The organism is Pseudomonas gorinensis, assembly GCF_042015035.1.
Taxonomy (GTDB): Bacteria; Pseudomonadota; Gammaproteobacteria; order Pseudomonadales; family Pseudomonadaceae; genus Aquipseudomonas; species Aquipseudomonas gorinensis.
Genome location: NZ_CP167125.1, coordinates 4,961,392 through 4,975,801 on the forward strand (window position 1 = coordinate 4,961,392; position 14,410 = coordinate 4,975,801).

The window sequence follows — 14,410 nt, forward strand, 5'->3', positions numbered from 1 at the left end:
ACGTGGCGCCTGTGAGTTTTTCGCGAGCAAGCTCGCTCCTACAAAAAGCCTTAACTGACTGGCATTACGGCAAGCCCCCTCCCACATTTCAGTTAGCCGGCTTCAACAACTGCATCTGCTGGCGATAATCATCCGTCACCTGCCGCGCCTGGCTGCTGCTGGTAATCACCCTGGGCGTAATCAGCACAATCAACTCCGTGCGGTCCTTGGACTTGCTGGTATTGCCAAACAACCAGCGCAACCCCGGAATCTTCCCAAGGTAAGGCACCGCACTGACGCTCTCTGCGTTGTCCTGCTTGATCAAACCGCCCAGCAACACCGTTTGCCCACTCTGCACCGCGACCTGGGTCGATACCGAGCGCGTGGAGATACGCGGGTTGGCCTGGGTGTCGTTGCTGGACGCCTGCTGGTCCTGGGCATCGCTGACCTGCTGCTGAATATCCATGTACACCAAACCACCCGGATTAATCCGTGGCACGACGTCGAGGATCACCCCAGTCTGCACATATTCAACACTGCTCAACGTGGTGTCGGAGGTGCCGGTGTTGACCGTGGTCTGGCTGATCGGGATGTTGTCGCCCACCTGGATCTGCGCCGGCTGGTTGTTCATCACCACCAGCGACGGCGCTGACAGCACCTGGGTGCGGCCGTTGGTTTCGAGGGCGTGCAGGGCCACTTGCAGGTTGGAGCTGACGAAGGAATAGAACAACGAATCCGTCGCCCCCAACCCTGCCCCGCCGCCGCCCAAGGCGCCTTGGCTGCCGGCGGCGTTGCCCACGGTGGTGCTGGTGGAATTGCCCGCCAGGCGACCGAGGTACCACTGCACACCAAGGTCCAGTTCACCCGTGAGCTTGACCTCGAGGATGCGCGTTTCGATCTGCACTTGCAGCGGTGGGTTGTCGAGGCGCTTGATCGCCGATTCGATCTCTTTCCACTGCACCGGGCGCGTGCGCACCAGCAGTTGGTTACTGCTTTTTTGCGCGGTGATGCGGGTGCCGGCGTCGAGGCTTTTGGCCGGGGCGTCTTCGCTCGCGCCCTGCTCGGCGTTGTCCTGCTCGGCTTCGGGTGCCTGCTCGTCATCCTCCGCAGGCGGCTGGTTGCTATTGAGGTTGTTGCTCAGGCCACCCGGCGTGCTGCCGGAGGTGCTGTTGGTGCCCGCCGAGGACAAGGTCGCGGTGCGCAAACCAGGGGCGACCTTGGCCGGCGTGTCGTCCTTGATCGCGCCCGTGCCGTAGATCTGCCGCAGGTACTTGGCCAGGTCGGTGGCCTTCATGTTGCGCACGTCGTAGACATACATCTGCGGCTCGTTGCCGCCGCCCTCGTCGATGGTGTGAATCCAGTCGCCGACTTCGCTGAGGTACTGCGGCTGCGATGAGATCGCCACCACCGAGTTGGTCCGCTCGATGGGCAAAAAGCGCACCATGCCCGCCAGGGGCATGCCGCTGTCGGGGCCGAACATTTTTTGCAGCTCGGGCATCAGCTCGGCCACCGACGCGCGTTGCAGGCCGAACACGCCCACCGACATGCCCTTGAGCCAATCTACGTCGAAGGTGTCGATGGTGTCCTGGTAGTTGGCCAGTTCCTCGGGAGTGCCGGCCAGGCTCAGCACATTGCGCGCCGGGTCCACCAGCAGGAAGGCGTTCTCGCGAGCGAACGGCTTGAGCAGTTTCTGCATCTCGGTGGCCGAGATATAGCGCAGCGGAAACAGGCGTGCCGACAGGCCGCTGGAGGGTTGCGACACGCGCATCTCCGGCACCAGCTTGCCCGCCACCGCCTGGTTGGCCGGCAGGATCACATAGCGGTTGCCCTGCTTGATCATGGCGTTGTCGGTCCACGACAGCAGGGTCTCCAGAATCGACAAGGCCTGCTGCTTGTTCACCGGCTTGGAGGTGGAAAAGCTGACATTGCCCTTCACACCCTGGGCGATGCTGTAGTTCTCGTGCAGCAGGTCGCCCATCACGCTGTTGATCACGGCTTCGATCGGCTGGTCAGCGAAGTTGAAGACGATGTCGCCGCTGCCCTCCTCCTTGGCGGCCGAGACCGCGGCCGGTTGGCGCACGAACTGCTGGTTGCCACGTATCAACTGGCGCTGGGGCGGGGTTTTCGCCTGGGGTTGGCCGCTGTCGACCGGGGCCTGTTCGCTGGCCGGGTCCACGGGCGGGCGCTGCGAACCGGTGCCCTGCATCGCCTCATGCAACAGGGCCTCGTCCGGGTCGAGATGCTCAGGGAATGTGCCGCAGCCACCGAGGGAAACGGCGGTGGCCAGGCAGAACACGGTGGTGCGCAAGGCGCCAGGGAAGGTATCGATCAAGGGGTGGACTCGTGAGGAAGGGTAATCGGGGCGGTGGTGGACGGCGGCGGCAAACGCAGGGCACGCAGGCTCAGGGTTTGCGTGCGACCGTCGAGTACAAAGCGCGCATCGCGGGGCGTGAGGTGTTCCAGGCGCCAGCCATTGGGCAGGGTCTGGCCCTGGTGGACCTTGAGGGGTGGGCCATCGGCACGTTTGAGCAGCGCCACGCGCAGGTCGCCGTCGAGGACGATACCGGTCAGCACCAGGCTCGACAGGCTGGAGACGGCCGCCTGGCCCACCGCACGGTCAGGGCTGCGGTCGGGGCTGAACAGCGGTGCTTGCCAGGTGCCGGCCAGGCTTTCGAGGGTCGCGCTCGGTGCCACCAGTACCTTGGCGGCGGTATTGGCGCGCGCATCGGGGGCCGGCGCCGGCAACCACTGCGGCGCATCGCCGATGCTGCTGAGGATGCCGACCATCAGCAGGCCCAGCAGCCCGGCCACACCGAGCAACAGCCATTCCAGGGGACGCAATGCATTGATCATCGCTGCACCTGCCGGGCGGCGGCCGGTTGCAGGTAACCGCGCACCAACAGGTGCACCACCAATTGCCCGGCGCCGCCGCTGGCCGGCGCGTTCGGCGGGCGGCGGATGCTCATCTCGTCGACAAACAGAAATGGCCGCTGGTACTCCAGTTCATGCAGGATCGCGGTCAACGGCTCGATGGCGCAGTTGAGGGTCAGGCTGACCTTGACCTGGCGATAGGGCTCGGCGTCGTCCTGCTCCGGGGTGATGGGCATGCGCTGGGTCAGGCTGCAACCGCCACCGAGGCCGGCGCGGCTGTTGATCAGGTCGGCGATGCGCTGCATCAGGTCCGCCGCCACCGCACTGGGGTCGTCGCCGGGCAACAGGCTGGTGCTGCTGGCCGGGTCCTGCCGCGCTTGCTCCAGCTGTTGGCGCAGGCTGTCGCCCTGGCGCAACACACCGGCGTAGCGTTGCTGCTGTTCACGCAACTGCTCGGCCTGCTCGCCCATGCTGCGCAGGGGGCCGGCGAACCAGCTGTCGATCAACAGCCAGTAACCGGCGCCGAGCACCAGGGCCAGGGCGATCAGGGCCGCGCCACGGCGTTCACGGGGTGTCAGTGGTCGGCGCATCGGCGGCCTCCTGGTGCAGGTGGGCGCGCAAGGAAAACTGATCCTTGCCGGTTTGCGCATCGGGTTGGATCACCCCTTCGAACTGGGCGTTTTCCAGGCTGTGGCAGGCCTTGATCCGGGTGATCAGCGCACTGGCCTTGGCGCTTTGCCCGGAGAAGGACACATCGGCGCCGTCGTTGACTTCCAACTGGTCGAGCCAGGTGTCCGACGGCAGGCATGCGGTCAGCTCGTTGAGCAGCGCCGCCAACGGCGGTTGAGCGGCCTTGCGGCGAATCAGGTACTGGGCGGCGCCACGGGTATTGAGCAGTTGCTGGCGCAGGGCCTGGATCTCGGCGACCTGGGCTCTCTGCTCGCGCACACTGTGCTGCATGGCATCGAGCACGCGCTGGCGGTCGTTGAGCCACAGCAGCATCGCCGCAATCAACAAGGCGCCGCACAACCACGGCAGGCTGCGTTGCAGGCCCTTGCCCTGGGGGCGCTGGCGCGGGCGCAATGGCGCCGGCAGCAAGTCGATGCCCATGGGGTTGCCTGCGCTATCGGCGACATCCACGGCATGGGGCTGCAAGCCGAGGGCGGTGCAGTCGATGAGGATCTGGTCGAGGCGCTCACGCAGGATCGCTACCAGCGTGACATGCAGGTGGCTGGGGGTGCGGCGTTCCTGGCGCGCGACAAAGTACAACTGGGCGGCGTCGAACGGCGTGAAGCGGTCCAGTTCATAGCCGACCACCGTCGACAGGTTGCGCGCCGCCGCCGGAGGCAATTGCAGGGTTTGCACCAGCACTGTTTCCGGGGGCAGCACCAGCACCTGACGCGCTTCGCCAGGGCGCTTTTCGACCGCCGCGGTCAACGGCCAGGCGTAGACACGCTCGGGGATATCGGCGAACGACAACCACGCCGGCAGGCAGCCACGCAGCTCCTTGAGCCACAGGCGCCAGCCCAGTTGCAGCAGGCTGCCGCGCCAGCGCTGGGTGATGGGCTGTGCCAGCGCCTGAAGCCGCGCGGTTAGCTGTTCGTTCATTCTTGCCAACGTAGGACTCGATAAGGTTGTGCGCTGCCTTGCGCGGGGCTCAATAACACGGTGGCTTGCACTTGGGCGTGGTAACCGCCGGGGCGTTGTGCGCGACTGCTGACCACCAGCACGTCGCCGGGGTCGGCACCCACCGCACTCGGGTGCGGCAGGTTCAGCGCGCGGCGCATCACGGCACTGGCGAATGCCGGATCAGGCCGGTCCAGGCCACTCCACAGGCTGATCTCGGGCACCAGTTCGCTGTACAGCGCCTGGGTCATGCCCGGCAGCTGGCGCACTTCTTCCACCACCCGAAACGGCGCCAGGCCCTGGTTGCGGCGTACCTCCAAGGCCCTGGCAAGCTGCTTGGCCTGGGCCTGGGTCGCACCGCAGGCCAGGGCCAGGCGGGCGAAATCGCCCACTTCGGCGCTGTTCAAATACAACTTGCCGCGCTCGCTGTGCAGGCTGACGCGCAGCTGCGCATCGTCGAACACCAGCGCGATTTCACGCCCGTCGGCAATCCACTGCTTGCGCTGCAACGGGTCCGCGACGGCCTGCATCGCCAGCGCCACCCCGGCCTCGGCGGCCAGCACCGCCTGGGTGTGTTGGCGGTGCCAGGCGGCCTGGCGCGTTTCCAATTGCACCCAGCCGGCCAGGCCGCCCAACAACAGGCTGAGCAAGGCCAGCACCCACAGCACCAGCAGCAGGGCCACACCGCGTTGATGCTTGATCATTCGGGCGCCCCGCCGGACAGGTTCAGGCGCAAGGCAACCACCTGGGTCACCCATGGCACCGGCCCATTCACCCGCGCGTCAATCCGCACCGCGTATGGCAGGCGCTTGGTCCACGGCCACGTACTGATCCAGCCGGTGGCCTGGCCCTTGGGCGACACGCCGCGATAGCTGAATTGCAGATCCTCGACATCCTTCAACAACACTTGCGGCTCACTGCGCGAGGCCGGGACGCTGACTTGCGCCGCGGACTCAAACCGTGCGAACGCCACCTGCAAGTCGCGCTGCGATTCAGGCCCCACCCACTGCAAGGTGAAGCGCTGAATCCCGCCACCGAGCACACCCGGCAAGGTCGCGACAAATTGCATGCGCTGGGGGCCACCGGCAAAAAAGCCATCGGTCTGGCTGTCGTCCTCGGTCACATCCAACGGCAACGCCTCGCTGATGGCGGTGCGTAAAAACTGTTGCGCGGCGCGCATTTCATCCAGGCTGACCGTGTAGCGCTGGGCCTTGAGCACGGCGCGATTGGCGCCCAGCAAGGCGCCGCCGACCAGGGTCAGCAACACCCCGAGCAGGCTGAGAACGATCATGATCTCAAGCAAGGTGAAGCCCTGCTGACGCGCCTTCACAAGCCAGCCCCGAGGCCGACAGCGCGCAGTTTCAAGGTGCTGAAACTGGCACGGCGCGGGCCTTCGCTGACGGTGAGATCCAGGCGAAACAGATGCGCCTGGCCAACGCGGCTGGGCTGTTGGGCGATGCGCAGTTGCCAGGCGATACCGTCCAACTCGCCCTGGCGTATGCCGCTGGCCAAAGGCCCGGTGCCTTCCTGATCCATCACACTCAAGGCCGCATGCGTCAGGCGGTCGCTGTGGGACACCTGCAACAACGAGCGCGCGCTCTGGCCGAAGGCGACCAGCAGCACCGTGCTACAGATCGCCATCAGCGTCAGCGCGGCAAGCATTTCCAGCAAGGTAAAACCCGCCTGGCGCTTCATGGCAGCGCCTTGGACTGCACGCTGCCGGTCAGCCAGCCGATGTCGATGCGCCAACGCCGACTGCCGTTGGCCAGCAACACATGGCCCCCCGTGGAACTGCCATCGGGATAGAAATCCACTGCCGCGCCGGCTTGCTCGGCGGTGTGCAGGGTCACTTGCAGCCCGGCCGGCCAATACTTTTTCGGACGGCCCGGCGCCTGCACGCTGAGGTTGCGCAAATCGAACACGGTGCTTTCGGTGGTGCCGCTGACAATCGCCCGCGCCCGCGTGCTGCGCAATGCCTCGACCACCTGCCCGACGGCCTGCCGTTCTTTGGCGGCGCGCAGGCCTTGTTGCAGGCCAAACCCGACCAAACCGGCCGCGATGCTGATCAAGACGATCACCACCAGCATTTCCAGCAGGGTAAAGCCGCGTTGGGCGTTGACCATGGTCGTGGGTTATTCCCAGTTGCCCAGGTCGGCGCTGTAGCCTTCGCCGCCGGGCTGGCCGTCCTGGCCGTAGAAAATCAGGTCGAACGCACCGTGCTCACCCGGGAAGCGGTAGCCGAAGGCATGGCCGAACGGGTCCTTGAGGTCTGACGGCTTGGCGTACGGCCCGGCCCAACCGGCGCTGTTGCCCGGCTTGTCGACCAGTTGCTGCAGGGTCTTGGGCGGCGAGCCAACGTCCAGGCCGTAGCTTTCGATCTTCATGCTCAAGCTGGCCAGTTGGGCCTTGCCCGCGCCGTACTTGCCCTTGTCCACGTTGCCGCCGACCTGGCGGACCACGATGGTCGCGACGATGCCCAGCAGCACGATCACCGCGAGCATTTCCAGCAAGGTAAAACCGCCCTGGCGGCGGGCGGGCTTGAATCGGGTATGGCGCATCAGCGTGTTTCCTTAAGGGTTCATATATTGCTGGTCAGGCTCATCAGCGGCAGCATGATCGCCAGCATGATCACCGCCACCAGCACCGCCATGACCACGGTCAGGGACGGCACCAGCGCGGCGAGCAGGCGGTCGATGCCGCGTTTGGCTTCGACGTCGAACACCTCGGCGACCTTGAGCAACATGTTGTCGAGTTCGCCGGCCTGTTCGCCGACTTCAATCATTTGCAACGCCAGATCGGGCAGCAGCGGCTCGCTGCCGAAAGCGCTGGCCAGGGTGCCGCCGCCTTTGACCGACTCGGCGGCCTGGGCGACCTGGGCTTGCAGGGCGCGGTTGGTGCAGACCTGGCGGGCAATCACCAGCGCTTGCAGCAGCGCCACACCGTTGCTGAGCAGCGTGCCGAGGGTGCGGGCCAAGCGGGCGGCTTCGACCCGTTGCAGCAGCGGGCCGATGATGCGGATGCCCAGCACGCGGCGGTCATAGCGTTCGCGGCGCTGGGGGTCGCGTAGACGTGCGGCCAGGGCCCATGCGCCGACAATCAACCCGGCCAGCACCACCAGGCCGTAGGCCCCGAGGAATTGGCCAAGGCCCAGGATCACCTCGGTGATCAGCGGAATCGGCACGCCCAGGTCCTTGAAGATCGGCACGAACTGCGGCACCACGTAGGCCAGCAGCAAGGCCAGCGAACCGAGCACGCCGACCACCAGAAAGGCCGGGTAGATCAACGCGTTGATCACTTCGCCCCTGAGTAACTGGCTGCGTTCCAGGTAATCGCTGAGCTGGCGCAGGGTGTCTTCGAGGGCGCCGCCCGCCTCACCGGCGCGGACCATACTCAAGTACAGCGGCGAGAATTGACTGCCCTCCGCCTCCAGCGCCTTGGATAACGGCTGGCCGGCCTTGACCTGTTCGCGGATGCGCTCGATCAACGCGCGGGTCTGCGGCTGGCCGGGCTGCTTGAGCAGGATGCCCAGGGAACGCTCCAGCGGCTGACCGGCGCCCAATAGGGTGGCCAACTGTTGCGTGAAACTGACCAGCGCCGCGCCGTTCAACTGGCCCCGGCCGAAGGCCTTGCGCAGCCCCTGGGCGCCCGCCACCTCGATCTGCAACAGCAACAAGCCACGCTTGTGCAGCGCGGCGACGGCGGCGTCCTGGTCCTTGGCTTCGAGGGTGCCGTTTTGCGCCTGGCCCTGGCCGTCGAGGGCACGGTATTTGAACAGGCTCATGCGCCCTCTCCACGGGTGACGCGCAGCACTTCTTCAAGGGAGGTGACACCCGCCACGGCCTGGCGCAGGCCTTCTTCATGCAAGGTGCGCAGGCCGCCACGGCGGGCGGCCTGTTCGAGGGTGGCGGCGTCGGCCTGGCGCATCAGCAGGCTGCGCAGTTCGTCGTTCATCACCAGCAGTTCGGTGATCGCACTGCGGCCGTGGTAGCCACCGCCCGGCGCATCGGCGCGGGGGCGATAGAGCAGGATCGGGCGCTGCTCGGTAAACCGATCCAGGCCGTGCTCGGCGATCAATTCCGCAGGGGCTTCGAAGGCTTCGCGAGTGGCCGGGTCCAGGCGTCGCACCAGGCGCTGGGCGAGGATGCCGTTGACGGTCGAGGCAATCAGGTAGCTTTCGACGCCCATGTCGAGCAAGCGCGTGATACTCGCGGCCGCGCTGTTGGTGTGCAGGGTCGAGAGCACCAGGTGGCCGGTGAGGGACGACTGGATGGCGATGCGGCAGGTTTCCAGGTCGCGGATTTCACCGATCATGATCACGTCCGGGTCCTGGCGCACGATGGAGCGCAGCGCGCCGGCGAAGTCCAGGCCGATGGCCGGCTTGACCTGGATCTGGTTGATGCCTTCAAGCTGGTATTCCACCGGGTCTTCGACGGTGATGATCTTGCGCTCGGCGGTATTGAGTCGCGACAACGCGGTGTACAGGGTGGTGTCTTGCCCGAGCCGGTGGGCCCGGTGACCAGCAGGATGCCGTGGGGCCGCTCGAGCACTTCGAGGAAGGTTTCCAGGCGCTGGCCATCAAAGCCCAGGCTCTGGAAATCGAATTGCACGGTCTGGCGGTCGAGCAAACGCATGACCACCGATTCGCCAAAACTGGTGGGCACCGTGGACACCCGCAAGTCCAGCTCCTTGCCCTGGATGCGCAGCATGATGCGCCCGTCCTGGGGCAGGCGCCGCTCGGCGATGTCCAGGCGCGCCATGATCTTCACCCGCGAAATCACCGCCGCCGAAGAACTGGACGGCGGGGCTTCGGCTTCGTGCAGCACGCCGTCGATGCGGTAGCGCACCTTGAGCTGGTTTTCGAAGGGTTCGATATGAATATCCGAGGCACGATGTTCTACCGCGCGCTGCAGGATCAGGTTGACCAGGCGAATCACCGGCGCTTCGGAGGCCATGTCCTTGAGGTGTTCGATGTCTTCCAGGGCACTGCCCTGCTCGTCGAGGTTTTCGATCAGGGTGCCCATGGCCGAACGGCCCTGGCCGTAGTAGCGCTCGATCAGGGTTTCGACTTCGTTGCGCGGGCCCACGGCCAGCCACACCGGTACGCCGCAGGCATAGGCGATGGCCTGGAACGGGTAGACCAGCGACGGGTTGGCCGCCAGTACCCGCAGGCCGCCCTGGCTCCAGCCCACAGGCACCACCTGGTAGTGGTGCATGAAGCGTTCGGTCAATACCGGCAACGGATCAAGCAGCGGCGGCGCCGCATCGGCCAGCAGCAGCGGTGCGCCGAGCAGGTCCGCCCAGGCACGGGCCAGTTCCACTTCCGAGACCAGCCCTAAACGTGTGAGCAGGCCGAGCAACTCGGCATCGCCGCCCTCCTGGGACAGGCGCCGGGCGCGCTCCAGGTCAACGGTTTTCAACCCAGCGTGTTGCATCAGCCACGCGCAGACCTGTTCGGTGTGCGGGATGTGCAGTTGGCAGGCATCGATGGGCGTTGAGGAACTGGGCATGGGTGACTATCTGAAGGGCGATGTTCTAAAGGGCGTTGGGAAACCCTTGTGGGAGGGGGCTTGCCCCCGATAGCGGTGGGCCAGCTGCCGTATGCGCCGGCTGATACACCGTTATCGGGGGCAAGCCCCCTCCCACAGGGGACCGCGTTTCCCCGTTAGTTCGAGGTCTTCGGCGCGGCCTGGCTGCTGTTCAGCGGCCGCCCGCCTTTGGTGGTTTCGGTCTTCTGCTTCTTGGCCGCCTTGGCATCGTGGCTCTGGGTCAGCACGGTGGAATCGGCGGCGCCTGACTTGGCATCCGCGTCGGTGGCATCAGCCGCCATCACCGCACCACTTAGCGCAACGCCCAATACAACACCGGCACCCAACAGGGAAATCTTCATCAACTTTCTCCAGATCAAAAACAGCAAATAGCCCAAGTGGCGCCTTGAACTCGATCAAGACCCTACACCAAAGCGTTGTGTATGACAGCTTGTGTAAACATGGCACTTTAGAACCATCGAGCAATGCCACTAGTTAGCCATGCCAGGATGTTTTTTGTTAAACCAATCGACTGGTAGGTTTAGTCTTAGTTCCAGAACGTAAGAAATTATTTCTTATTTCACGCAAAAATTAGCTTTCGTTTGACTTACAAGCGCAAGAATTGCCTTAATTATGCCGCTTTCGCGGTTCAAAATGCCATCCCGTGATATCGCTTAGACACTACCTACAACAATAACCAATACAATTATTACACTTATAAAACTGCGAATTTCGCCAAATAGTTGCAATTAGCCATCGGTTAAAAATTGCGATCACGGGCAACTTTTGCCCAGAAAAAAGTGACGAGGTGCAGTGCAATACGCACTTCTCGGCGCGCCATGTTTACTGAACTGTTGTCGGAGAGTCCCATGAATAAACGCAAAATGATCGGTGCACAGTCGGCATTCGCCCTGCTGGCACTGGCCGTGTCCCAGGTGCATGCAGCCACCAGCCCCGCCCTGGATGAAGGCCGGGTAAGCCGCGCGGAAAAAGCCGCGGACAAGACCCTGGCGAAGATGACGATGGAAGAAAAACTCGCCTACATCGGCGGCACCGGAGGCTGGGACGTCAAGCCACTGACCCAGTACGGCATCCCGCAGATTCACGGCGCCGATGGCGGCGTGGGCGTGCGCTACACCAGCGAAGGCAATGCGCAGGGCGTGGTCTACCCGTCGGGGCCGAACCTGGCCGCCAGCTGGAACCCACGTCGCGCCATCGACCTGGGCCGTGCCCTGGGCTATGACACCGCCAGTGGCGGCTATCAGTTCGTCACCGGCCCAGGCGTGAACCTCTACCGCATGCCGTACAGCGGCCGGGCGTTCGAGTACTTGTCCGGTGAAGATCCGTTCCTGGGCGCCAGCCTGGGGCCGGCGGTGATCAACGGCATTCAGTCGCGTGGTGTGTGGGCCAACGCCAAGCATTTCGCCGCCAACGACCAGGAAAGCAACCGCTTCCACCTCAATGAAATCATCAGCGAGCGCGTGCTGCGCGAGATGACCCTGCCGCCGTTCGAGTCCGCCTCGAAGAACAGCAAGGTCGCGATGATGATGTGCGCCTTCCAGCAGGTGAACGGCGAGTTCGCCTGCCAGAACAAGCACCTGATGCGTGACATCCTCAAGACCGAATGGGGCTACCCGGGGTTCGTGCAGAGCGACTACAACGCAGTGGTCAACGGCTTGCCGGCGGCACAGGCGGGTACCGACCTGGACATGATGGGCTACCAGATGAACAGCACCATCCTCAAGCCGTACCTGGACAGCGGCGAGCTGAGCAGCGCGACCATCGATGACAAGGTGCGCCGCATCCTCAAGCAGATCTACCTGTACAAGTTCGACAGCAAGGCGCCGCTGACCAGCCACAACATGAACAGTGCTACCAGCAACCGCGTGGCCCTGAACGCTGCCCGCGAAGGCATCGTGCTGCTGAAAAACCAGCACAGCCTGCTGCCGCTGGACGCCAAAAAGGTCAAGCGCATCGCCGTGGTCGGCACCCTGGCCAAGTACGCGCCACCTACCGGTTTTGGCAGCGCCAACGTCATGGCCGCCAACTACATCAGTGAGCTGAGCGGCTTGCAGCAACTGGCGCCGGGCGCCAAGGTCGAGTTCATCGACGGGCTGTCCCTGGACCCCGCCACCTCGACCTGGACCCACGCCGACAGCCATGGCAACCGCGTCAAAGGCTTGAAGACCGAGTTCTTCAGCAACACCAACTGGTCCGGCGACCCGGCCGCCAGCCGCACCGACGCCCATGTCGACCTGGACTGGTCCACCGACAGCCTCCCAGTGAACGGCGATACCGCCGCCACCTCGATTCGCTACAGCGGCCAGATCACCCCGACGGTCAGCGGCGAGCAGGTGTTCAAGGTGCGTGCCGACGGCGCCGTGCGCCTCTACGTCAACGGCCAGAAAGTCCTCGACAACGGCGACGGCAAACCGCTGCCGAACAACAGTATTCCGCCGACCATTCCGGTGTTTGCCAAGGTCAACCTGGAAGCCGGCAAACCGGTCGACATCAAGCTGGAATACTCACGCCGCAACGGCTACCTGTCGACCATGGGCGGCCTGGTGGGCGTGCAGATGAGCTGGGCCTCGCTGGTGGCACCGCAGGACCTGGCCCAGTACGACGCGGTATTGGTCGCGGCCGGTAACAGCAATGAATACGAAGGCGAAGGCTTCGACCACAGTTTCGACCTGCCCGAGTACCAGAACCTGCTGATCCAGAGCATCGCCAAGGTCAACCCGAATACCGTGGTCACCCTGCACGGCGGTACCGGCTTGAAGATGAGCGACTGGATCGACCAGGTACCGGCCGCGCTGCATGCGTTCTACCCTGGGCAGAACGGCGGCCAGGCGTTGGCGGAGATCCTGCTGGGCAAGGTCAACCCGTCGGCCAAGCTGCCGATCAGCATCGAGCGCAACATCGAAGACAACCCGATCTACGCGACCTTCCCCAAGTTCGACAACCAGGAAACCCTGGCCGAGATGAGCTACAAGGACGACCTGTTCCTGGGCTATCGCGGCTACGAGAAAAAGGGCATCAAGCCGCTCTACCCGTTCGGCTACGGCTTGTCGTACACCACCTTCGGCTACAGCAACATCAGCGTGACCCCTGGGGTGGCGGTGGCCGGTGCGCCGATCAAGGTGTCGTTCGACCTGGCCAACACCGGCAAGGTCGCGGGCGCCGAAGTGGCCGAGTTGTACGTGGGCCAGAACAACCCGAAAGTCGAACGCGCGATCAAGGAACTCAAGGGCTACAAGAAAGTGTTCTTGAAGCCGGGCGAGAGCAAGCGCGTGACTATCGAGCTCAACGATCGCTCGCTGGCCTACTACGACGTGGCGAGCAAGCAATGGGTCGTGGATGCCGACAGCTTCAACCTGTCGGTGGGCGCGTCGTCCCAGGACATTCGCCTGAACGCCAAGCTGGTCAACCCGTTCCGCCAGGAACTGTCGACCACCACCAGCAACCCACTGCCGCGCTCGGCGCTCAACTCGACGCTGCGTGAATCGACGGTGAAGACTGGCGGTGTGCTGCATCAAAATGAAGGTGATAGCGGCACCAGCGACGGTGATGGCTATAACATGAGCGATGACAGCAGCCAGGGCAGTGCTGCGGGTAACTGACCGCTGTGGGAGGGGGCAAGCCCCTCCCACATTTTTGAGTGGGTTCACTCAGGTTCTGATGGCTGCCTCGACCCGCGCGATGTAGCTGTCAAACCGCGCCACCAGGTCCACCTGCTCCGGAAAGCGCAGCCACTGGATCTGCAAGCCGTCCATCATGGCCAGGATTTCTTCCACCAGCCCGGCGATGTCCACATCGCTGCGCACCTCCCCCGCTGCGACCAGGTCGGCAAACTGCCCCTGCATACGTTGCTGAATCGCCGCATAGCGCGCCTGGAACCAGGCCCAGGCCGGTTGGGTGTCGAGCAGGCTTTCGGCATTCAAGATGGTAAACGCGCGCACCACGCCCGGCGCGGTGGCGTTCGAACGGTTGATCGCGCGCAGGCTTCCGAGCAACCCGGTCAGCGACTTCTCCGCGCGCACTTCATCGGCAATCCGTTGATTGACCTCGTCGCGACGTTGCAACACGCCCATCAATAATGAAATTTTGCTGGGGAAGTGATGCAGCACACCGGCCACGGAAATACCGACGATGGCCGCCACCTTGGCCACCGAAGCGCCGCTGTAACCCTCGAGGGAAAACACCTGCAAGGCCGCGTCCAGCAGCTCTTCGCGGCGTTTTTCACCTTTGGGCGCGCGGCGGGTCTTGGGGGCAGGCTCGGTCATGGGGAGGTCCTTGTGGGCAGGCTTGCACCGTATCCAAATTGCCCCTGGGCCGCAAATAAAGCTCAGGCGCTTTCCCGTTCGATCAGGCGGCAGTCCAACCGGTTCAAATGCTGTACCTCATCCTCC

13 protein-coding genes and 1 pseudogene are annotated in these 14,410 nt (G+C 64.3%); 1 reads left to right on the forward strand and 13 read right to left on the reverse strand.

All coding sequences use genetic code 11. The annotated features are described in order from the left end of the window. Positions 1–88: 88 nt before the first annotated feature. The 12 genes and pseudogenes from gspD to AB7933_RS22475 form a co-directional block, all read right to left on the reverse strand. Positions 89–2,311 carry a type II secretion system secretin GspD gene (gene gspD / locus AB7933_RS22420; protein WP_024076404.1) on the reverse strand — a complete coding sequence of 741 codons (2,223 nt, stop codon included), beginning with the start codon at positions 2,309–2,311 and terminating at the stop codon, positions 89–91. Beyond that, on the reverse strand, positions 2,308–2,832 hold the full coding sequence (locus AB7933_RS22425) for a general secretion pathway protein GspN (RefSeq protein WP_024076405.1): 525 nt from the start codon (positions 2,830–2,832) through the stop codon (positions 2,308–2,310). The genes gspD and AB7933_RS22425 overlap by 4 nt, the downstream gene beginning before the upstream one ends. Further along, the gene (gene gspM / locus AB7933_RS22430) at positions 2,829–3,440 is read right to left on the reverse strand and encodes a type II secretion system protein GspM (protein ID WP_024076406.1); all 612 of its coding nucleotides are present in this window, start codon (positions 3,438–3,440) and stop codon (positions 2,829–2,831) included. The genes AB7933_RS22425 and gspM overlap by 4 nt, the downstream gene beginning before the upstream one ends. Then, positions 3,415–4,458, reverse strand: a complete 1,044-nt coding sequence (locus AB7933_RS22435) for a PilN domain-containing protein (protein WP_024076407.1) — start codon at positions 4,456–4,458, stop codon at positions 3,415–3,417. Before AB7933_RS22435 ends, gspM begins: the two co-directional genes overlap by 26 nt. Continuing rightward, positions 4,455–5,180: a hypothetical protein gene (locus tag AB7933_RS22440; protein ID WP_024076408.1), complete on the reverse strand. Its 726-nt coding sequence runs from the start codon at positions 5,178–5,180 to the stop codon at positions 4,455–4,457. The genes AB7933_RS22435 and AB7933_RS22440 overlap by 4 nt, the downstream gene beginning before the upstream one ends. Continuing rightward, the gene (locus AB7933_RS22445; RefSeq protein WP_024076409.1) at positions 5,177–5,806 is read right to left on the reverse strand and encodes a prepilin-type N-terminal cleavage/methylation domain-containing protein; all 630 of its coding nucleotides are present in this window, start codon (positions 5,804–5,806) and stop codon (positions 5,177–5,179) included. The genes AB7933_RS22440 and AB7933_RS22445 overlap by 4 nt, the downstream gene beginning before the upstream one ends. Further along, positions 5,803–6,171 carry a type II secretion system protein gene (locus AB7933_RS22450; protein ID WP_024076410.1) on the reverse strand — a complete coding sequence of 123 codons (369 nt, stop codon included), beginning with the start codon at positions 6,169–6,171 and terminating at the stop codon, positions 5,803–5,805. The genes AB7933_RS22445 and AB7933_RS22450 overlap by 4 nt, the downstream gene beginning before the upstream one ends. Beyond that, the gene (locus AB7933_RS22455) at positions 6,168–6,599 is read right to left on the reverse strand and encodes a type II secretion system protein (RefSeq protein ID WP_024076411.1); all 432 of its coding nucleotides are present in this window, start codon (positions 6,597–6,599) and stop codon (positions 6,168–6,170) included. The genes AB7933_RS22450 and AB7933_RS22455 overlap by 4 nt, the downstream gene beginning before the upstream one ends. 9 nt (positions 6,600–6,608) lie before the next feature. After that, positions 6,609–7,034: a type II secretion system major pseudopilin GspG gene (gspG, locus tag AB7933_RS22460; RefSeq protein WP_024076412.1), complete on the reverse strand. Its 426-nt coding sequence runs from the start codon at positions 7,032–7,034 to the stop codon at positions 6,609–6,611. A 20-nt stretch (positions 7,035–7,054) separates the two neighbouring features. Further along, on the reverse strand, positions 7,055–8,257 hold the full coding sequence (gene gspF, locus AB7933_RS22465) for a type II secretion system inner membrane protein GspF (RefSeq protein WP_024076413.1): 1,203 nt from the start codon (positions 8,255–8,257) through the stop codon (positions 7,055–7,057). Continuing rightward, positions 8,254–9,983, reverse strand: a pseudogene (gene gspE, locus AB7933_RS22470) (type II secretion system ATPase GspE). Before gspE ends, gspF begins: the two are co-directional and overlap by 4 nt. 155 nt (positions 9,984–10,138) lie before the next feature. Then, positions 10,139–10,363 (reverse strand): hypothetical protein, encoded by a 225-nt coding sequence (locus AB7933_RS22475; RefSeq protein ID WP_041160973.1) that lies wholly within the window; start codon positions 10,361–10,363, stop codon positions 10,139–10,141. Positions 10,364–10,870: 507 nt separating this feature from the next. Here AB7933_RS22475 and AB7933_RS22480 point away from each other — a divergent pair. Beyond that, a complete protein-coding gene (locus tag AB7933_RS22480; protein ID WP_041160974.1) occupies positions 10,871–13,621 on the forward strand; it encodes a beta-glucosidase in 2,751 nt (916 codons plus the stop codon). Between the two features lie 48 nt (positions 13,622–13,669). Here AB7933_RS22480 and AB7933_RS22485 read toward each other — a convergent pair whose 3' ends face one another. Next, positions 13,670–14,284 (reverse strand): TetR/AcrR family transcriptional regulator, encoded by a 615-nt coding sequence (locus tag AB7933_RS22485; RefSeq protein WP_024076417.1) that lies wholly within the window; start codon positions 14,282–14,284, stop codon positions 13,670–13,672. Positions 14,285–14,410: the final 126 nt, after the last annotated feature.